The following is a 19,113-nucleotide window of genomic DNA, read 5'->3' on the forward strand; positions in this document are numbered from 1 at the left end:
ATGGACCGGATCGACCCGACCGACCTTGCCCTTCTCGACCGCTTCCAGCGCGATTTCCCGCTGGAGGCGCGTCCCTTCGCCCGGATCGGCGCGGCGCTTGGCCTGGACGAGGCCGAGGTGATCGGGCGGCTGACACGGATGCAGGCGGCGGGGCGGATCACGCGCGTCGGCGGCACGGTCCGGCCGAACACCGCCGGGGCCTCCACCCTTGCCGCGCTGGCGGTGCCGGAGGCGCGGGTCGACGAGGTCGCCGCCATCGTCGGGGCCGAGCCGGGGGTGAACCATTCCTACCTGCGCGAGGCGGACTGGAACCTGTGGTTCGTCGCCACCGCGCCGGATGCCCCGGCGCTGGACGCGATGCTGGCGCGGATCGAGGCCGCGACCGGTCTGCGGCTTCTGGACCTGCGGCTGGTGCGGCCGTTCAACATCGACCTCGGCTTTCCGCTGGCCGGTGGCCCGGTCGCCATGCCCGGCGGGCGGCGGGTCGAGACCGCCGCATTGCGCCCGGAGGACCGGCCGCTGCTCCACGCGCTCAGCGAGGGGCTGGAACTGGTGCCGCAACCCTATGCCGCGCTGGCGCGAAAGCTGGGCCGCGAGGAGGGCGAGGTGACCGCCCGCATCGGCGACCTCTTGGCGGCCGGCATCCTGACCCGGCTGGGCGTGATCGTCCGGCACCGGGCGCTTGGCTACACCGCCAATGCGATGGTGGTCTGGGACGTGGCCGAGACCGGGGCCGCGGGCCGCGCCCTTGCCGCCCTGCCCGGCGTGACGCTGGCCTATGAGCGCGTCAGCATCCCCGGCGTCTGGCCCTATCGCCTGTATTGCATGATCCACGCCCGCTCGCGCCCCGAGGCGCTGGCGGTTCTGGAAACCGCCCGCGCCCTGCCGGAACTGGCCGGGGCGGACCACCGTGTCCTGTTCTCCACCCGCTGCTTCAAGCAGTCCGGTGCCCGCCTGCAGGAGGCTGCCTGATGCGCGCGACCCTTCCCCCCGATGCCCTGGACGCGACCGACCGCCTGCTGATCAACCGGCTGCAGGACGGGCTGCCGCTGACCCATGCCCCCTTCGCGCCGATCGCCGCCGAGGCCGGGCTGACCGAGGCCGAGGTCGTCGACCGCATCGCGCAACTGCGCGAGATCGGCGCGATCACCCGCTTCGGCCCGTTCCTGGATGCCGAGGCGATGGGCGGGGCCTTCTGCCTGTGCGCCATGTCGGTCCCGGCCGGGCGGTTCGACGAGGTCGTGACTTATGTCAATGAACTTCCCCAGGTTGCGCATAATTATGAACGCCAGCACAAGCTGAACATGTGGTTCGTCCTGGCCTGCGAAAAGGCCGAACAGATCGCGGAAGCAGCGGCGCGGATCGAGCGGGAGACGGGGCTGAAGGTCCTGCGCTTTCCGAAACTGAAAGAGTTCTTCATCGGCTTCCGGGTAGAGGCATGACCCTTGACGCAACCGACCGGCGGATCCTGAAAGCGACGGCCTCCGGCCTGCCGCTGACGCCGCATCCTTTCGAGGAGGTCGGGCGCTGGCTGTTCCTGCCCGAGAACGAGGTCATCGCCCGGATGCAGGCGATGCAGGACGACGGCGTGATCCGCCGCGTCGCCGTGGCACCCAATCACTATGCGCTGGGGCTGGCCGCCAACGGGATGAGCGTCTGGGACCTGGACGATCCGGTGGCCGAGACGCTGGGGGCCAAGGTCGGCGCGCTGGCCTTCGTCAGCCATTGCTACCTGCGGCCGCGCGCCCTGCCCGACTGGCCCTACAACCTGTTCGCCATGCTGCATGGCAAGACCCGCGAGGAGGTCGAGGCCAAGCGGGCCGAGGTCGCCGCGCTGCTGGGCGACGCCTGCCGCAGCCATGACATCCTGTATTCCACCCGCATCCTGAAGAAGACCGGGATGCGCCTTGCCGGAGAAGGCTGATGTTCCGCCTGACGCAATACATGCGCGAACTGGTCCACCCCACCCCCGTCCGCCGCCGCTCGGGCCCGGTGAAGCCGGTGGTGATCTGGAACCTGACCCGCACCTGCAACCTGCGCTGCCGGCATTGCTACACCACCAGCGCCGACGTGCCGTTTCCCGGTGAGCTGAGCCACGAGCAGGCGATGGGCGTGCTGGACGACCTGGCGGGCTACGGCATCCCGGCGCTGATCCTCTCGGGGGGCGAGCCGCTGTCGCGCTTCGACTTCTTCCCGCTGGCGGAACGCGCGCGCCAACTGGGCTTCCGGCACCTGTCGCTGTCGACCAACGGCACCAAGGTGGCCGAGAACATCGACCGGCTGGCGGACCTGGCCTTCGATTATGTCGGCATCTCGCTGGACGGGATCGGCCAGATGAACGACTGGTTCCGCGGCGTGGACGGCGCCTTCGACGCTGCGCTGGCCGGGGTCCGGGCCTGCAAGGCGCGGGGCGTGAAGGTGGGACTGCGCTTCACCATCACCGAGGATAACGCCGACATGCTGCCGGCGATGATCGACCTCTGCGATGCGGAAGGCGTGGACAAGTTCTACCTCTCGCACCTGGTCTATGCGGGCCGGGGCAACAAGAACCGGGGCGAGGATACCGAACGCGCCCGGACGCGAAAGGCGATGACGCAGCTGATCGACCGGGCCTGGGTGGCGGTGGCCGAGGATCAGCCGCTGGAGATCGTGACCGGCAACAACGACGCCGACGCGGTCTGGTTCCTGCGCTGGGTCGAACGCAACTTCCCCAGCCAGCGCGCGGCCCATGTGGCGCAGCACCTGGAGGCCTGGGGCGGCAATTCCTCGGGCCTGGGCGTGGCGAATATCGACCCGCAGGGCAAGGTGCATCCCGACACCTACTGGTCCGACTACACCGTGGGTTCGGTGAAGGACACGCCGTTCAGCCAGCTCTGGACCGGCCCCGACCCGATGCTTGCCACGCTGCGCCAGCGGCCCCGCCCGCTGAAGGGGCGCTGCGGGGCCTGCGCCTTCAAGGACATCTGCGGCGGCAACACCCGCATCCGGGCGCTGCAAGTGACCGGCGACCCCTGGGCCGAGGATCCGGCCTGCTACCTGACCAATGCCGAGATCGGAGTGGACGAGGCCGAGCGTGTCGCCGTCACCCCCTTCCGGGGAAAGAGCCATGACCCCGAGCATCGTTTCGCCTGACCGGCCTGCCCTCCCGGCCATTCGTCCCCGCCATGACCATTCCGCGCCTCCCCTCCCCAGGGGCTGGCGCGCGCGACGCTGGTCCTCCGGCGCCATGCTGGCCCTGACGCTTGTCGCCTCCCCCGCCCTTGCCGGGCCCGATGGCGCGGCGATCTATGCCGATCTCTGCGCCTCGTGCCATGCCGAAACCCGGCTGGGCGCGCAGGGTCCGGCGCTGATCCCGGAAAGCCTGGGACGGCTGAAGGGCGACAAGCTGACGGCCGTGATCGCGGATGGGCGCGCCATGACGCAGATGCCGGCCTTCGCCGGGACGCTGGACCCCGAGGGAATCGCCGCCGTGGCCGAGTTCATCTCGACCCCGCTGCCCGAGACCCCGGTCTGGGGCGAGACCGAAATCCTGGCCACCCGCAGCCTGCGCGAGGACTACATCCCGGCAGAAGCCCCGGTGTTCACCGCCGACCCGATGAACGTGACGCTGGTGGTGGAAACCGGCGACAGCCATATCTCGGTGCTGGACGGCGACACGTTCGACGTCCTCGACCGCTTCGAGACGCCCTTCGCGGTGCATGGCGGGCCGAAGTTCAGCTCGGACGGGCGCTATGTCTTTGTCATGTCGCGCGATGGCTGGGTGCAGAAATACGACATCTGGTCCCTGCACGAGGTGGGCCGGGTGCGGGCCGGCTTGAACAGTCGCAACATCGCGATGAGTTCGGACGGGAAATACCTCGCCGTCGCCAACTACCTGCCGAACACGCTGACCATCCTGAACGCCGCCGACCTGACCGTGGCCAGGGTGTTCGAGGTCACGGGCCGCAAGGGCGAGCCCAGCCGCGTCTCGGCCGTCTACCAGGCACCGGAGCGCGGCACCTTCGTCCTGGCGCTGAAGGACGTCCCCGAAATCTGGGAGGTCGCCTTCACCGGGGACGGCGGACCCTATTCCGAGGGCTTCGTCCACAACAACGAAAACGGGATGGAGGAAGCGGTCGGGGTGGAGAAGGGCCTGTTCGCCCGCCGCCGGATCGACGTCTCGGCGCCGCTGGACGACTTCTTCTTCTCGCCCGACTACCGCGAGTTGATCGGCGCGAATCGCGAGGGCGAGACCGGCGTCGTGGTGAACCTGGACGTGGGCCGCGAGATCGCCAGCCTGCCGCTGCCGGGGATGCCGCACCTCGGCTCGGGCATCAGCTGGGAAAGGAACGGCCACCGCGTCGTCGCCATCCCGCATCTGAACGAGCCCCGGATCAGCATCATCGACATGGAGGACTGGAGCCTGGTCAAGGTGATCGAGACCTCTGGCCCCGGCTTCTTCCTGCGCAGCCATGACGGCACGCCCTACCTTTGGGCCGATGTCTTCACCGGCGAACACAAGGGCGAGATGCACATCATCGACAAGCAGTCGCTGGAGGTGGTCAAGGTCCTGAAGCCGGAACCCGGCAAGACCGTGGCGCATACCGAATTCACCCGGGACGGGAAATATGCTCTGGTCTCGATCTGGGAAATGGATGGCGCGGTCATCATCTATGATGCCGCGACCTTCACGGAACTGAAGCGGCTGCCGATGGTCAAGCCGTCTGGGAAATACAATGTCTGGAACAAGATCACCTTCGAGGACGGCACCAGCCACTAGCCAGCCCTCCCGGCGGCTTCTGGCGGTGCTGTGGCCCTTTGCCACTGGCGCCGTGGCGATCAACCTCTTCCTCCTGGGGCTGATCGGCGTCAGCATCGGCCTGCCCGCGATTCCCCCGGTCACGGCGCTCTGGCTGTCGCTGCCGCTGGGACTGCCCGCCACCTGGGCCGGCGCCCGCTGGGTGACGCGCCTGATTGCCGAGGCCGAGGGGACAGGCTAGAACTGACAAAAGTCAAGGAATACCGGGCCCGCCCTATGGCATGGCCAGATCCGACCGATACGCAGCTGAAAGGAAGACCCATGTTCAAGAAACTTCTCCCCGTTCTCGCCCTCGCGGCCTTCGCGGCCCCCGCCTTTGCCGATCCCAGCGCCGAGGATGGCGCCGACAGCTTCAAGAAGTGCAAGTCCTGCCACTCGATCGTGGCCGCGGACGGAACCGAGGTGGTGAAGGGCGGCAAGACCGGCCCGAACCTCTGGGGCATCGTCGGCAACCCGGTCGCCTCGTCGGCCGACTTCAAATACGGCGACGGCATCCTGGCGGCCAAGGAAAAGGGCGCGGTCTGGGACGAGGCGCAGCTCGTCACCTATCTGTCCGACCCCAATGCCTGGGTGAAGACGGCCTCGGGCGATGACGCCGCGAAGTCGAAGATGACCTTCAAGCTGCCGAAGACCGAGGAAGCCGAGGATATCGCGGCCTATCTCGCCACGCTGAAGTAATCCCTTCTCGCGCGGGCAGGGTGGGCGAATCGCCCATCCTGCTCATGCGCAGGACGGGAAAAGGCGGTGATGGATCCGGTCCGGCAGGGGCCGACCGCCGCGGAATATCCCAGATAGAGGCGTCGGAAAGCCGGTCTCGAACCGGCCCGGCCGAATCTGCCGGAACATGATCCTTGCCGCCCCGACATCGACGAGCGGATGCTCTCGCCCCCCGCCCCGGACATCGCGGGGCTAGCGCGAGACCCGGCCCATTTGCCCGGCTCTCTCTCATTCGACGGACACCTTCGACGCGGCTTGCATATTGGGCGGCTTCGGCGGGAATATTGGGGCCAGTCCGAAGGGGCAAGGTCCGGACAATCGGCCGGGGTGAGAGGGAATCATCTGCACGCCCGTACTCCGGCACCAGAAAAACACGCGATCGGCACGGGCGCCGCAAGGCGGGATCAATTCGGCGCCATGGGGGTTGGTCCGGGGCGGCCTTTCCGCCGCCGCGTCACGAAGGAAGGATCCCGGAATGCAGACCGACAAGCAGGGACAGGCGCACGGTCGCGCGGGCGAATATCTTTGGCTTCTGCTCTGGTTTCCGGTCCATGCGGCGCTGATGTATCTGCTGATGTTCGCCATGATCGACACGGCAGAGGACTTCTGGAACAACCTCAACATGGCCTGGATGGCAATCCTGATGGCCGCGCCGATGACCGGGCTGATGGTCCTGTCGATGCCGTCGATGTATCCCGACCGGGCCAAGACCGCCGCTGTCCTGGCGCTTTCGCTGGCGATCGGCCTTGCCGCCTGGCTGGCGATTCGCGAGCAATGGGCCATCGGCGACCGGCAGTTCCTGCGCTCGATGATCCCGCATCATTCCGGCGCGATCCTGATGTGTGAAAAGGCCAGGCTCACCGATCCGGCGATCCGGTCGCTGTGCGAGGAGATCATCGCCGGGCAGCGGGCCGAGATCGTCGAGATGCGGCGGCTACTGGGCGAAAGATAGCCCGCGCTACTCGGCGGCCGTCGGCCCGATCACCTTGGCGGGGCTGTCCGGGGCCAGTTCCTCGAAATCGAAATTGTCCAGCCGCCGCGCGCGTTTCGTCGCCTTGTCCGAGGAAATCTTGATCTCCTCGATATCCTTCGCCGCCTGGCCGAAATGGCGGTCCAGGTTTTCCACCCGCGTCCCCAGCCGTTCGACATCGGCGTAAAGCAGCGACAACTCGCGCCGGATCGCCCCCGCCTGTTCGCGCATCCTGGCATCCTTCAGCACCGCCCGCATCGTGTTCAGCGTCGCCATGCAGGTGGTGGGCGAGACGATCCAGACCTTCGCCGCAAAGCCCTCGCGCACCAGGTCGGGGAAGTTGGCGTGCAGTTCCGCGTAGACCGCTTCCGAGGGCAGGAACATCAGCGCGCCATCGGCGGTTTCGCCTTCGAGGATATAGCGGTCGGCGATGGCGCGGATATGGGTTCGGACCGCCGTCCGCATCTGTTGCGCGGCCTCTTGCGCCAGACGCGGGGTGTCGGCGCGGCGCAGGGCCTCATAGGCCTCCAGCGGGAACTTGGCGTCGATGACGATGGGGCCGGGGGGGTTGGGCAGGTGGATCAGGCAGTCGGCACGGCGGCCGTTGGAAAGCGTGGCCTGCATGGAATAGGCGTCTTTCGGCAGGGCCTTCTGCACGATGTCATGCAGCTGGATTTCCCCGAAGGCGCCGCGGGTCTGCTTGTTCGACAGGATGTCCTGCAGGGACAGGACATTGCCCGACAGCTTCTCGATATTGGCCTGCGCCCTGTCGATGGTTTCCAGCCTTTGCTGCAGTTCCCCCAAGGACCGCGCGGTGCGGGTCGAGGTGCCGTGCAGCGCCTCGGTCATCTGGCGCTGCACCTCGGCCATGCGCTGTTCCATCACCTGCAGCATCGCGCTCTGGCTGACCGCCTGCGCCTCGGAGACATGGTGGAGACCCCCCGCCAGCCGTTCCTGCCCGTCGCCCAGCTGCTGGATGCGCGAGGAGAGCCAGCCGATTTCCCGCAACAAGGGCTCGGCCGCGGTGGCCGAGCGGCGGGTAGCGCGCAGGATCAGGACGAGGAAGCCGAGAAGCGAAGCGACGAGGCCCCCGAGGACGAGCATCTCGGGGTCGTTCCACTGATAGGTCTGGCCGAACAGCGTGATCATCGGCGACCGAACAGGCGTTCGATGTCGTGCAGCGACAGTTCCACATAGGTGGGCCGTCCGTGGTTGCACTGGCCCGAGAGCGGCGTCGCCTCCATCTCGCGCAGCAGGGCGTTCATCTCCTCCGGGCGCATCTGGCGGCCGGAGCGGACCGAGCCGTGGCAGGCCATGCGCGACAGGATCGCGTCGATCCTGGCCCGGACAAGTGTGCTGTCGCCGCTGTCGGCCAGTTCGTCGAGGATGTCGCGGATCAGCGCCTCGCCATTCACCTGGCCCAGCACGGCGGGAACCTCGCGGATCGCCACGGCCGAGCCGCCGAAGGGCTCGACGGTCAGCCCGACCTCGGCCAGCGCCGGGGCGGCGTCCAGCAGGCGGGCGGCGTCGGCGGGCGACAGGTCCACGATCTCGGGGATCAGCAGGGCCTGCGCCTTGACCCCGGTCTCGGCCAGCTGCCGCTTCAGGCGTTCGTAGACCAGCCGTTCATGCGCGGCGTGCTGGTCGACGATCACGATGCCGGTCGCCGTCTGGGCGACGATGTAATTCTCGTGCAGTTGCGCCCGTGCGGCGCCGAGGGGATGCTCGTCGTTCGACTGCGTCTCCTCCTCGCGGGGGGGCGCGAAGGCCGGGGCCATCGGCGCTTCGGCAAGGCCGGCGAAGGTCTGGGGGGACTGGAAGGCGAAGGCGCGGGCAAGCGTCGGCTGGCTGTGGCGGTCCATCTGGTAGACGGGACGGATGGCCTGCAAGGTCGCCGCGCCGACGGTGGAGGAGGCGCGGTGACCGGCGCCGGTGAGGGCCGATTTCAGCGCGGTGATGATCAGGCTGCGCGCCGCATCGGGTTCGCGGAACCGGACCTCGGCCTTGGCGGGGTGCACGTTCACGTCCACCCGCTGCGGATCGGCGATCAGGTTCAGGACCGCCGCCGGGTGGCGGTCGCGGGACAGGACGTCGAAATAGGCGGCGCGCAGCGCGCCATAGAGCATCCGGTCCAGCACCGGACGGCCATTCACGAACAGGTATTGCTGGGCCGAGGAGCCGCGCGAATAGGTCGGCAGCGCGGCATAGCCTTGCAGGCGCAGCCCGTCCCGTTCGGCGTCGATCCGCAGCGCATTGTCGGTGAAGTCGCGGCCGATCACGGTGGAAAGGCGGGAGTGCAGGGCGTCGAACAGGTCGCCGCTGGCCGGGTCGGCGCGGAACAGCACCCGCGCCTCGCCCCCGCTTACGTCGCGCAGGGTGAAGCCCACCTGCGGCTCGGCCATCGCCAGACGGCGGATCACTTCGGTCACCGCCTGCATCTCGGCCCGGTCGGAGCGCAGGAACTTCAGCCGCGCCGGGGTAGCGAAGAACAGGTCGCGCAGTTCGACCACGGTGCCCCGCGTCAGCGCGGCGGGGCGGACGGGGGTGATCCGGCTGCCCTCGCAACCGATCTGCGCCGCCTCGCCCCCGGCCCGGGAGGTGATGACCAGCCGCCCCACGGCGCCGAGCGAGGGCAGCGCCTCGCCCCGGAAGCCGAAGCTGCGGATGTCCAGCAGGTCCGACCCGTCGATCTTCGACGTCGCATGGCGCGAGAGCGCGAGCGGCAGGTCTTCCGCCGTCATGCCGCAGCCGTCGTCCGTCACCCGGATCAGCGTCTTGCCGCCGTCCGCAATATCCACCTGGATCCGGCTGGCCCCGGCATCCAGCGCGTTTTCCACCAACTCCTTGACGGCAGAGGCCGGGCGCTCCACCACCTCGCCGGCCGCGATGCGGTTGATCGCGGCCTCGTCCAGTTGCCGGATGACCGGGCGGCCGTCAGCGCCCGTTATCTTGGGGGTGTGCAGCGTCATGCCCCCATCTGTAGCAGTCCCGCCCGAGTCGGGGAAGGGATGTCACAGCCCGGTCGGTTGGCCCACCACGACGAAATGCAGCGCCTCGGGCTGGTAAAGCCGCGCCGCGACCCGGCGGATATCCGCCATCGTCACCGCCTCGATCCTGGCGTTCCGCGTCACCGCATAGTCGATCGGCATGCCCTCCATCTGCATCCCGACCAGGATGCTGGCGATCGGCCCGTTGCCGTCGAAGCGCAGCGGGTAGGACCCGGTGAGATAGGTCTTGGTATCGGCAAGCTCCTGCTCGGTCAGACCCTCGCTCGCGATCCGGGCCCATTCCTCGCGCACCACCTTGATCGCCTCGGCCACCTTGTCGTTCGAGGCCGAGAACTGGCCCATGTAGATCTCGGCCTGGTCCAGTCCGACCAGATAGCTGCCGATCCCGTAGGTCAGCCCGCGCTTTTCGCGGACCTCGCTCATCAGCCGCGCGGTGAAGCGGCCGCCGCCCAGGGCCTCGTTCAGGATGAAGGCGGCGAAGAAATCGGGATCGTCGCGCTTGATGCCCTGATGCCCGAAGATCACCGTGGATTGCGGGCTGGGGAAATCCTTGACGGTCACGCCCGGCTGCAACAGCCACTCCGCCCGCCCCGGCAGGGGCGCGCCGGTCGCGGGCAGGTCGCCCAGCAGCCGGTCCAGCAGCGGCCCCAGTTCCTCGGCCGTGATATCGCCCGCCACCGCCACGAAGATCCGGTCACGCGCCAGCGCCGCCTGATGCGCCGCCACCACGTCGTCCCGCGTCAGCGCCGTGACCGTGTCGATGGTCCCGTCCCCGGTCGAGCCATAGGGATGCGCCCCGAAGGCAAGCGCGTCGAAGGTCTCCGAGGCGATGCTGTCGGGGTCCTTCTCGTCCGAGCGCAGGATCGACAGGACCTGGCCGCGCACCCGGTCCACCGCATCCTGGTCAAAGCGCGGGGTGACCAGCGCCGCGCGCAGAAGGTCGATGGCCTGATCGCGGTTCTCGGTCAGGAAGCGCGAGGAGACGCCGACCGAATCCTTGCCCGCGTCGAAATGGAACTCGGCCGCCAGCGCGTCACGCGCCTCGGCGAAGGCGCGGCTGTCCATCTCGCCCGCGCCCTCCTCGATCAGCGCGGTCATCAGGTTGACCGCCCCGCGCTTTTCCGGCGCGTCCAGCGAGGTGCCGCCGCGGAACTGGATCTCCAGCGCGGTGAAGGGGATGTCGTGATCCTCGACCAGCCAGGCGGTGATCCCGCCGGGCGAGGTGACCGACTGGATCTGCATCTCGGCCCGCGCGGGCAGCGCAAGCGCCAGAAGGACGAAAAGGGCGCGGATCATTCGGTCTCTCCTGCGGGTTCGACAGGCGCTTCAGGCGCGGCGGCTTCGGCCGGCGCACCCTCGGGCCGGGTCAGCCAGCCGGTCACGGCGTTCCTGCGGTCCAGGACCATGCGGGCGGCGGCGACCACATCCTCGGCGGTCACGGCCGACAGGGCCTCGTCCCAGGTGTCGACATCGGCCTGGGCAAGCCCGACCGACAGCGCCTCGCCATAGCGGCGGGCCAGCGCGTTCACGTCGTCGCGGGCATAGATGTCGTTGGCGCGGACCTGGGTGCGGATCCGCTCCAGCGCGGCGGGGTCGGGGCCGGTTTCCAGGAAATCGGCCAGCACGCGGTCCATCTCGGCCTCGGCGGCCTGAAGCTCGACCCCCGGCGCGGGCACGACGACGAATCCGAAGGTCGCATCGTCGATCGAGGTTCCGTCATAGAAGGCCGAGGCATAGACCGCGACCTGCGCATCGAACTGCAACGCCCGTGCCAGGACCGAGGTCTGGCCGTTCCCGCCCAGCAACTCGGCCAGCACGGTCAGGGCGGCGGCGTCCTTCTGGTTGCCGGGGTCGCGTTCGGGCGCAAGGTAGGTGCGGATGATATAGGGCTCGGACACCCGCTCGTCGGCCAGCGAGATCCGGCGTTCGGCCAGTTGCGGCGGCTCTTGCGGGCGGGTGCGGGGCGTGATGCCGTCCGAAGGCTCCAGCGGGCCATAGTGCTTTTCCGCCAGCGCCCTGACCGCATCGGGCTGCACGTCGCCGGCAATGATCAGGGTCGCGTTGTTCGGTGCGTAGAAGCGTTCGTAGTAGGACAGCGCATCCTCGCGGTCCAGCGCCTCGACCTCATGCCGCCAGCCGATCACCGGGATCGCATAGGGGCTGTTCAGGAACTGCGCCGCCCGCATCTGCTCCGACAGCAACGAACCCGGGGAACTGTCGGTCCGCTGCGCCCGTTCCTCCAGAATCACCTGCCGCTCGGTCGCGACATCCTCTTCCGTCAGGCGCAGGTTGCGCATCCGGTCGGCTTCCATCTCCATCACCAGCTCCAGCCGGTCGGCGGCGATGCGCTGGAAATAGGCGGTATAATCCCAGGAGGTGAAGGCGTTGTCGTCGCCGCCCTGCGCCTCGACGATGGCCGAGAACTGGTTCGGCCCCACCTTGTCGGTGCCCTTGAACATCAGATGTTCCAGGAAATGCGCGATGCCGGAATGGCCGGGGGGTTCGTCCGCCGCGCCGACCCGGTACCAGATCATCTGCACCACGACCGGGGCGCGGTGATCCTCGATCACCACCACGTCCAGGCCGTTGTCCAGCGTAAAGATGCTCACCGGCTCGGCCGCCGCCGGAAGGGCAAGCGCCAGCGACAGGGCGGCGCCCCGGACAAGATCACGATGCATCAGGCTCTCCCTTTGGCGTGGGGGCATAGTGCAGACCCGGGGCCTGCGATCAAGGCGGGGAACGCGCTTGTTACTCTTCGCCAGCCTTGCGCGGCGGGGCCGAGGGCGTGCGCAGGCCAAGCTTGCGCCAGCGGGCAAGCTCGGCCTGCTGGTCGAGGCTCTGGTTGCGATAGGCCTTGTAATAGACGTTGACGTTGAACAGCCGCTCCAGGATCCGGCCGTTGTTGTCGCGCCGCCATTCCAGATCTTCCGAGGCCAGCGTCGCGCGGATGCCGGAATCGACCCCGAACCGCGCCGCATGGGCATAGATCGCACTGTCGCCCGAGGGGATGCCGCCGGCAGCGCCCGGACGCCCGCCCAGCGCGATGACCGCGTCATCCTCGGGGCGGCGGTCGGTGCGGTTGGACCCGCCCAGCGTCGGCTCGGGCAGGTCGGTCAGGGTTTCCGGCATTTCCAGCGGCTTCGGCGGCACGATGGCGAATTCGTCCGGCCCGTTTCCGCTGCGCAGGTTCATCAGCTCGGGCGCGCCCTTGCCGCCGCAAGCCGTAAGGGCAAACACCGCCGCAACCGCGATGAACGCCTTGCCCCTTGCCGCCTGCATGCCTGCCTCCGAACCCGTCTTTGCCCCCTCTTAGCCTAAAGCGATCCGGTCGTCACGGGGGGATTACTTCCTTGCGCGGGAAGGCTTCCCGCCGTCCGTCCGGGCATCGGCCAGGAACACCAGCCCGACCGCACCCAGGAAGATCGCGATGTCGGCCACGTTGAAGGCATAGGGATTCTCGATCCCGCAGCAGGACATGTTCAGGAAATCCGCCACCGCGCCATAGGCCAGCCGGTCCACCACATTGCCCAGCGCGCCGCCGACCAGCAGCCCGCCCGCGATCTGCAGCCAGCGCCCGCCAGGCTGGCGCCGCAGCCACCAGATCACCCAGGCCGAGATCGCCAGCGCCACCGCGATCAGCCCCCAGCGCGCGATGTCCGAGCCATGCGCCATCAGGCCGAAATTGATCCCCTGGTTCCAGGCCATGCGAAAGACCAGGAACGGCGGGAAGACGTCGATCTCGACCCGGTTGGCCAGGTCCAGCCCGAAGACCACGGCCAGCTTGGTCAGCTGGTCCAGGACGAAGGTTGCAAGCGCGCTCAGCCAGAATCGCCGCATCATCAGTGCCGGAAATGCCGCATGCCGGTGAAGACCATGGCCAGCCCCCGCTCATCCGCCGCGGCGATCACATCGTCGTCGCGCATCGAGCCGCCGGGCTGGATGATCGCCGTCGCCCCGGCCTCGGCCGCGGTGATCAGCCCGTCGGCAAAGGGGAAGAAGGCGTCCGAGGCCACGACCGAACCCCTGGTCAAGGGACCCGGCAGCCCCAGCGCCTCGGCCATGTCCTGCGCCTTGCGCGCGGCGATCCGGGTCGAATCGACGCGGCTCATCTGCCCGGCGCCGACACCGACCGTGGCCCCGTCCCTGACGTAGATGATCGCATTCGACTTGACGTGCTTGGCGACCGTCCAGGCGAACATCAGGTCGCGCATCTCGGCCTCGGAAGGCGCGCGCCTGGTCACCACCTTCAGGTCCGACGGCGCCAGATGCCCCGCGTCCCGGTCCTGCACCAGGAAGCCGCCCGCCACCTGCTTGAAGGCCAGCCCCCCGGCCCTGGAATCCGGCAGCGCGCCCGTGGTCAGCAGCCGCAGGTTCTTCTTGCCCGCGAACACCGCCTTCGCCGCCTCGGTCGCATCCGGCGCGATCACCACCTCGGTGAAGATCTTCACGATCTCCTCGGCCGTCGCCCCGTCAAGCACCTGGTTCAGCGCGACGATCCCGCCGAAGGCGCTGGTCTGGTCGCAGTGATAGGCGCGCTGGTAGGCCTCGGTCAGGGTCGCGGCCGTGGCCACCCCGCAGGGATTCGCATGCTTGATGATCGCGCAGGCCGGGGCGCCGCCGGCGAATTCCGCCACCAGCTCGAAGGCCGCGTCGGTGTCGTTGATGTTGTTGTAGGACAGCTCCTTGCCCTGCCACTGCCGCGCCGTCGCCACGCCGGGGCGGCGGCTGCCATCCACGTAGAAGGCGGCCGCCTGATGCGGGTTCTCGCCATAGCGCAGCGGCTGCGCCAGCTTGCCCGCAAAGCTGCGGTAGCGCGGGGTCGGCTCCTTGATCTCGCCCGCCAGCCAGGTGCTGACGGCGGTGTCATAGGCCGCCGTCCGGGCATAGGCGGTCAGCGCCAGCCTCGAGCGGAAGGCCAGCGTCGTCGCGCCGTCATGGGCGCGCACCTGGTCCAGCAGCGGGCCATAGTCGGCCGGATCCGTCACCACCGTCACGAACCTGTGGTTCTTCGCCGCCGCCCGGATCATCGCCGGGCCGCCGATGTCGATGTTCTCGATGCAGGTGGCATGGTCCGCGCCCTTGGCCACCGTCTCCTCGAACGGGTAGAGGTTGACGATCAGCAGGTCGATCGGCTCGATCCCATGCGCCGCCATGGCGACCAGATGCTCGTCATCGTCGCGCAGCGCCAGCAGGCCGCCATGCACCATCGGGTGCAGGGTCTTGACGCGGCCGTCCATCATCTCGGGAAAGCCGGTCACATCGGCCACGTCCCGCACCTTCAGCCCCGCCGCCCGCAGCATGATCGAGGTGCCCCCGGTCGAGATCAGCTCGACCCCCCGGGCAGCCAGCGCCCGTGCCAGCTCCAGCAGGCCGGACTTGTCGGAAACCGAAATCAGCGCGCGGCCGATGGGGACGAGGTTGGTCATGGCGATACCCTCTCAGATGCCCGGCGGGGCCTTCGGGCGGCCGTTCAGGCGCCGTCCAGGTCCCGGATGGCCAGCGGAGTATCCTTTGCCTTCGCCAAGGTCCAGCCTATCCGCGTCTCGAATCCCCGCGCGCGGCCGTGCAGCACGATCTGGACACAGGGCCAGGGCTGCGGCCGCCCCGCCTCCAGATAGGCCGAAGGCTCCAGCCGCAGGGTCGCGGGGCCGGTGAAGCGGAAGATCCAGACCTCGCCGCTGCGCAGATGCAGCGTGACGGCAGCCTCGGCCATGTCCAGCTCGGCCTCCACCTCGGGATGCAGGTGGAAGCGGATCGCGAAACCCGCGCCGGTCATCGCGGTCGCGGTCATCAGCTCCTCGAAGCGCCGCCGCGCCTCATGGGTCAACGCGGTCAGGCTGTCCACGCCCGACAGGCGGCGGCCGTCGTGGCTCAAGGTCAGGCTCCGGCTGGCGGTCAGGCCGTGGCTCGCCAGCCAGCCGTCATGCGCCAGGTAAAGGTCCATCCCCTCGACCCCCGGCGTGATCCGGCAGGCCGTCACCACCGCCCGCTCGGCCAGATCCTCGCCCGCCCCCAGCCGCGAGGACGAGGCCCCCTCCATCGCCAGCACCGAATGCGACTGCGTCGCCCGCGCCGCCTGCCGCCAGGCCGGGCCGAACGCCTCGCCCGCACCGCAGCTCACCACCACCGGCCGCCGCCCCGAGGTCATCTCGAAGGCGGCGGTCGAGGCATGCGCCCGCCGCGCCGCCCGCCCTCCCGGCGGCGAGGAGGCGTCGACGATCACCGTGGTCCGCCGCCCGCTCAGCCGGGCAAAGCCCATCGCGATCGGCGCGGACGTCCCCGCGCGCACCCCGGCCAGCGCCAGCGCCTGATCCAGCCGCCCCTCGGCCCCCGCGCCGCCGCCATGGAACCGCGCCAGCCCGCCATCGGCATGGCGCAGCACCCGCAGCGTCGGGGCGGTGCGTCGTATCGCCGCCGACAGCGCCGCGGGCACCGGATACGCCCCTTCGGTCAGCGCGCCGGCCGTCCAGACAAGCAGCGTCAGCAGGTCCGAAAGTTCCTCGGGATTGCGCGAGGCGATGCCGCCCTCGGCGTCGATCTCCGCCTCGCAGGCCGCCGCCAGCGCCGCCGTGGCAGGGCCGACCAGCCGCTGCATCCCGGCCAAGAGGACCCCGGCATGGACCAGCCCCACCAGCGCCTCGATGCGGGGCAGGCCCGCGGGGGCCGCCTTCCAGCGCCGCGCCAGATAGGCCGCCTGCCGGGACAGCGCGCGGTGGAAGATCCCCGCCTGCGCCCGGTCGCGCCCGGCCAGCAGCAGGGCCGCATGATGCAGCCAGCGCAGGATCCGCCGCCCGGTCAGTTCGGGCGTCCAGCCCTGCCCTGCGCCATGCCGGGCGATCCAGTCCCAGGTCCAGTCCTGCGCCTGCCGCCGGGCCGCCTTCGTGCCCAGGGCCGCCAGATCGTCTAGCCAGCCGAAACCCTGCGCCGCGGCGGTAAAACCGGCGTCCGGCGCCGCGATGTCCCAAAGCGCGACGCCGGGGGCCGCGACCAGATGTCCGGCCAGAAGCACCTCCCCCGCCACCAGCCGCTCGCCCCGCGTGACGGAGCCGACCGAGCGGGGCTCGGGCTGCACCGCGAAGCCGGGGGCCGGCCGCGCGCGGCGCGCCGCCAGCACCGCCAGCCGGTCGGCCAGCCGGTCCAATCGCCCCGACGCGTTGCTGATCCGGCCCACACCCCGCCTCGCTCACCTGTCCGGTAGCCCCGGAACGTGCGGCGATGATAGGCAAGACCGGCTCGCTCGTCGATGACTTCGTCACTCCTCGCGGGCCTGTGCCCGCGAGGAGGAAGTCTCAGGCCAGGTGGTCGATGCGCTGCAGGACCTGCGCCAGGTGGCCGACCTGGTCCAGCCAGCGCGCCAGCAGCTTCGGATCATGCGGCGCGCCATGCACGCCCGCCGCGATCTCGCGGTTCATCACCGCCTCGATGGCCAGCGACACCGGAACCGAGACCAGCCGCCCCATCGCCGTCCCGCGCGCGTCGCCCCAGGCATCCATCGCCCAGGTCTGGTGGAACACCGGCCTGCCGTCGCGTTCGGCCTTCAGCGCAACGAACAGCACCACCCGGTCCGGCTCGCCCTCGGCATAGGAATTGTCCTTCAGAAGCGCCGCCGCGCGGGCTTCCAGCGCCGCGTTGATCTCAGGCAAGGGCTTGCCCTCCAGCCCCTCGATCTCGCGGAAGATCGGCGCCCAGGCATCCGCCCAGCCGTTCAGCCGGATCGTCCCGCGCACGAAATCGCGGACCTTCCAGTGCTTCTCGAAGCGGTATTCCTCCATGAAGGGATAGCTGTCGCGGTTCGGATAGACCTCGAAGCTTTCCGGCACCGGCAGCGGCGCGTCATAGCGGCTGATCGCATCCCAGGGCCGGTTGACTCGCAGCTCGGTGAAATGCCGCAGGCTGCGCGAGGGCGAGCGCAGCGCCTTCAGCACCCCCGCCGGGGCCCAGCTGAACTTGTAGCGGAAGGCATTCGCGACCTTCGGCACCCCGCCGCAATAAGAGGTGAAGGACAGCACGTTGTCGTTGTGATAGACCGGGGACGCCCGATACCGCGCCACCAGGTCATGCGCCATCAGGTGGTCGATGCCGGGATCTAGGCCGACCTCGTTCACCGAAACCAGCCCCTTTTCCCGGAAGGCCTGATCCAGCGCCCGCATCTCGGGCGCGATGTAGCTGGAGGAGCAGAAGTTCGCCCCCTTCTCCAGGCAAAGCCTGGCGATGCCCACATGCTGGTCGGCCGGCAGCATCGACACCGCGATGTCGCCCGGCTTCAGCGCGGCGGCCAGCGCCTCCAGCGAAAACGCCCGGATGTCCTGCGTCAGGTCGCCGACTTCCGCGCGCGCCTTCTCGACCGTGCGGTTCCAGACCGTGACGGGATGGCCCGCCTCGATCAGCCGCCGCAGCCCCGGAATCGACGACAGCCCCGTGCCGCACCAATGGATCGTCATGTTCTTACTCCCCTCGCTTGCCGGTTCGCGGCAAGAATTTTCGAAAATTCTTGCCAAATTTCTTCGAAGAAATTTGTCCTCACACGCCCGCGACGTGCCTGTCGAACTCCACCTTTGCCCGTCCCCAGACGCCGGACCCCAGATCCGTCAGCGTCAGCAGCGAGGGCAGCAGCTGCGCCGCATAATCCTGCGAGGATTCCACCGGCATCAGGCTGGGCAGGTTGTCGATTGCGGTCACGTCCAGCGGCGGGTCGTCATGCACCCGCAGCGCCGGCGCGTCCCAGTCCGTCGCCCGGTCGTAGACCTTGATCGGCGAGAAATCCGAGGTCGGATCGCAGGCGATGTCGCCGATCACCGTCAGCTTGCGCGGATCGGTCCTGGCGCTCGCCGGGACAAACACCGGGCAGCCCGGCCGCGCCAGGATGCAGTTCAGGAAGATCTCGTGCTCCAGCACCTGCGGGAACGGCCCGCCGCTTGCGGTCTCGGCCATGTCCCATTTCGTCACTGCCACGCCCATCGCATCGCACAGGTCCGCCGCCCCGGTGCCCACACGCCCCAGCGCGCCGATGATGATGGCGCGCGGCCGCCCCAGCCCCGCCAGATCCTCGCCCAGTTCCGCCAGCAGGGCCGCTTGCGACGCCACCTTCCGCACCGGCCCGGCAATCCCGCCCCGCTGCTGCGCCGCCCAGCATTTCAGGCTGACCGCCGCCCCGGCATAGCCCGCCCAATAGCCGAAGGCCGCGACCCGGCGGCCGCTCTCGTCCACCAGATACTCCAGGTCGTAAAGCGTGCCGCCCCCGGCCTTGAAGCGCCGCAGCAGCACCTTCCCGGCAGGCTGGCCCTTGTAGGCATGGCCGAACATGATGTGCCGATGCGTCAGTGGCGTCCCCACCTCGGGCAGTTCCTTCAGCCCGAAGATGATCGCATCCGCCGGAGCCTGCGGCCAGGAGTTCTCGGCCGCGATGGCGCAACCCGCCGCGACATAGCCATCCAGCGCAATCGCCCGGACCGAGGATTCCTCCACCGTCACCCGGATCCCCGCCTTCAGCAGCGCCGCCGCGCCCTCGGGCGTGATCCCCACGCGCTCTTCGTTCGGCCGCTCTTCGGCGCGCACCCAGAGATGGGTCATGTCCGGTCCTTCCCCTTGCTCACGCCGCCGCTTTAGCAGAACCCCCGCCC

Annotated in this window: 18 protein-coding genes; 8 read left to right on the forward strand and 10 right to left on the reverse strand. The window is 69.2% G+C overall.

The window, feature by feature from the left end:
• The 8 genes from ACE3UA_RS06470 to ACE3UA_RS06505 all read left to right on the forward strand — a co-directional run bounded on the left by ACE3UA_RS06470 (position 1) and on the right by ACE3UA_RS06505 (position 6,467).
• Positions 1 to 972: an AsnC family transcriptional regulator gene (locus ACE3UA_RS06470; protein WP_374643606.1), complete on the forward strand. Its 972-nt coding sequence runs from the start codon at positions 1 to 3 to the stop codon at positions 970 to 972.
• Entirely contained in the window at positions 972 to 1,442 is a 471-nt protein-coding gene (locus tag ACE3UA_RS06475) for an Lrp/AsnC family transcriptional regulator (RefSeq protein ID WP_374643607.1), read from the forward strand. Before ACE3UA_RS06470 ends, ACE3UA_RS06475 begins: the two co-directional genes overlap by 1 nt.
• Positions 1,439 to 1,924 (forward strand): Lrp/AsnC family transcriptional regulator, encoded by a 486-nt coding sequence (locus ACE3UA_RS06480; RefSeq protein WP_374643608.1) that lies wholly within the window; start codon positions 1,439 to 1,441, stop codon positions 1,922 to 1,924. Before ACE3UA_RS06475 ends, ACE3UA_RS06480 begins: the two co-directional genes overlap by 4 nt.
• On the forward strand, positions 1,924 to 3,132 hold the full coding sequence (nirJ, locus tag ACE3UA_RS06485) for a heme d1 biosynthesis radical SAM protein NirJ (protein WP_374643609.1): 1,209 nt from the start codon (positions 1,924 to 1,926) through the stop codon (positions 3,130 to 3,132). The genes ACE3UA_RS06480 and nirJ overlap by 1 nt, the downstream gene beginning before the upstream one ends.
• 94 nt (positions 3,133 to 3,226) lie before the next feature.
• Complete coding sequence (locus ACE3UA_RS06490; RefSeq protein WP_374643610.1) at positions 3,227 to 4,759, forward strand: cytochrome D1 domain-containing protein; 1,533 nt, start codon at positions 3,227 to 3,229, stop codon at positions 4,757 to 4,759.
• Positions 4,760 to 4,784: 25 nt separating this feature from the next.
• Positions 4,785 to 4,979 (forward strand): hypothetical protein, encoded by a 195-nt coding sequence (locus tag ACE3UA_RS06495; RefSeq protein ID WP_354001339.1) that lies wholly within the window; start codon positions 4,785 to 4,787, stop codon positions 4,977 to 4,979.
• 80 nt (positions 4,980 to 5,059) lie between these two features.
• Positions 5,060 to 5,476, forward strand: coding sequence for a cytochrome c family protein (locus tag ACE3UA_RS06500; RefSeq protein WP_374643611.1), 417 nt, complete (start codon positions 5,060 to 5,062; stop codon positions 5,474 to 5,476).
• A gap of 514 nt (positions 5,477 to 5,990) precedes the next feature.
• Positions 5,991 to 6,467 carry a DUF305 domain-containing protein gene (locus ACE3UA_RS06505; protein ID WP_374643612.1) on the forward strand — a complete coding sequence of 159 codons (477 nt, stop codon included), beginning with the start codon at positions 5,991 to 5,993 and terminating at the stop codon, positions 6,465 to 6,467.
• Positions 6,468 to 6,473: 6 nt separating this feature from the next.
• On the opposite strand, the gene ACE3UA_RS06510 is transcribed toward ACE3UA_RS06505, so the two are convergent.
• From ACE3UA_RS06510 to ACE3UA_RS06555, 10 genes are all read right to left on the reverse strand, one after another.
• Complete coding sequence (locus tag ACE3UA_RS06510; protein ID WP_374643613.1) at positions 6,474 to 7,634, reverse strand: DNA recombination protein RmuC; 1,161 nt, start codon at positions 7,632 to 7,634, stop codon at positions 6,474 to 6,476.
• Complete coding sequence (gene mutL / locus ACE3UA_RS06515) at positions 7,631 to 9,454, reverse strand: DNA mismatch repair endonuclease MutL (RefSeq protein ID WP_374643614.1); 1,824 nt, start codon at positions 9,452 to 9,454, stop codon at positions 7,631 to 7,633. The genes ACE3UA_RS06510 and mutL overlap by 4 nt, the downstream gene beginning before the upstream one ends.
• Positions 9,455 to 9,496: 42 nt before the next feature.
• Positions 9,497 to 10,789 (reverse strand): M16 family metallopeptidase, encoded by a 1,293-nt coding sequence (locus tag ACE3UA_RS06520; protein WP_374643615.1) that lies wholly within the window; start codon positions 10,787 to 10,789, stop codon positions 9,497 to 9,499.
• Positions 10,786 to 12,174: a M16 family metallopeptidase gene (locus tag ACE3UA_RS06525; RefSeq protein ID WP_374643711.1), complete on the reverse strand. Its 1,389-nt coding sequence runs from the start codon at positions 12,172 to 12,174 to the stop codon at positions 10,786 to 10,788. Before ACE3UA_RS06525 ends, ACE3UA_RS06520 begins: the two co-directional genes overlap by 4 nt.
• 67 nt (positions 12,175 to 12,241) lie before the next feature.
• Positions 12,242 to 12,772, reverse strand: a complete 531-nt coding sequence (locus tag ACE3UA_RS06530) for a DUF3035 domain-containing protein (RefSeq protein ID WP_374643616.1) — start codon at positions 12,770 to 12,772, stop codon at positions 12,242 to 12,244.
• 63 nt (positions 12,773 to 12,835) lie between these two features.
• Positions 12,836 to 13,330 carry a signal peptidase II gene (gene lspA, locus ACE3UA_RS06535; protein ID WP_374643617.1) on the reverse strand — a complete coding sequence of 165 codons (495 nt, stop codon included), beginning with the start codon at positions 13,328 to 13,330 and terminating at the stop codon, positions 12,836 to 12,838.
• A gap of 2 nt (positions 13,331 to 13,332) precedes the next feature.
• Positions 13,333 to 14,919 carry a bifunctional phosphoribosylaminoimidazolecarboxamide formyltransferase/IMP cyclohydrolase gene (purH, locus tag ACE3UA_RS06540; protein WP_374643618.1) on the reverse strand — a complete coding sequence of 529 codons (1,587 nt, stop codon included), beginning with the start codon at positions 14,917 to 14,919 and terminating at the stop codon, positions 13,333 to 13,335.
• A gap of 44 nt (positions 14,920 to 14,963) precedes the next feature.
• The gene (locus ACE3UA_RS06545) at positions 14,964 to 16,634 is read right to left on the reverse strand and encodes a heparinase II/III family protein (protein WP_374643619.1); all 1,671 of its coding nucleotides are present in this window, start codon (positions 16,632 to 16,634) and stop codon (positions 14,964 to 14,966) included.
• A gap of 148 nt (positions 16,635 to 16,782) precedes the next feature.
• Complete coding sequence (locus tag ACE3UA_RS06550) at positions 16,783 to 17,934, reverse strand: saccharopine dehydrogenase family protein (protein WP_374643620.1); 1,152 nt, start codon at positions 17,932 to 17,934, stop codon at positions 16,783 to 16,785.
• 79 nt (positions 17,935 to 18,013) lie between these two features.
• A complete protein-coding gene (locus ACE3UA_RS06555; RefSeq protein WP_374643621.1) occupies positions 18,014 to 19,063 on the reverse strand; it encodes a saccharopine dehydrogenase in 1,050 nt (349 codons plus the stop codon).
• Between the last annotated feature and the right edge of the window lie 50 nt (positions 19,064 to 19,113).

It is taken from the genome of Tabrizicola sp., assembly GCF_041919135.1.
Taxonomy (GTDB): Bacteria; Pseudomonadota; Alphaproteobacteria; order Rhodobacterales; family Rhodobacteraceae; genus Tabrizicola.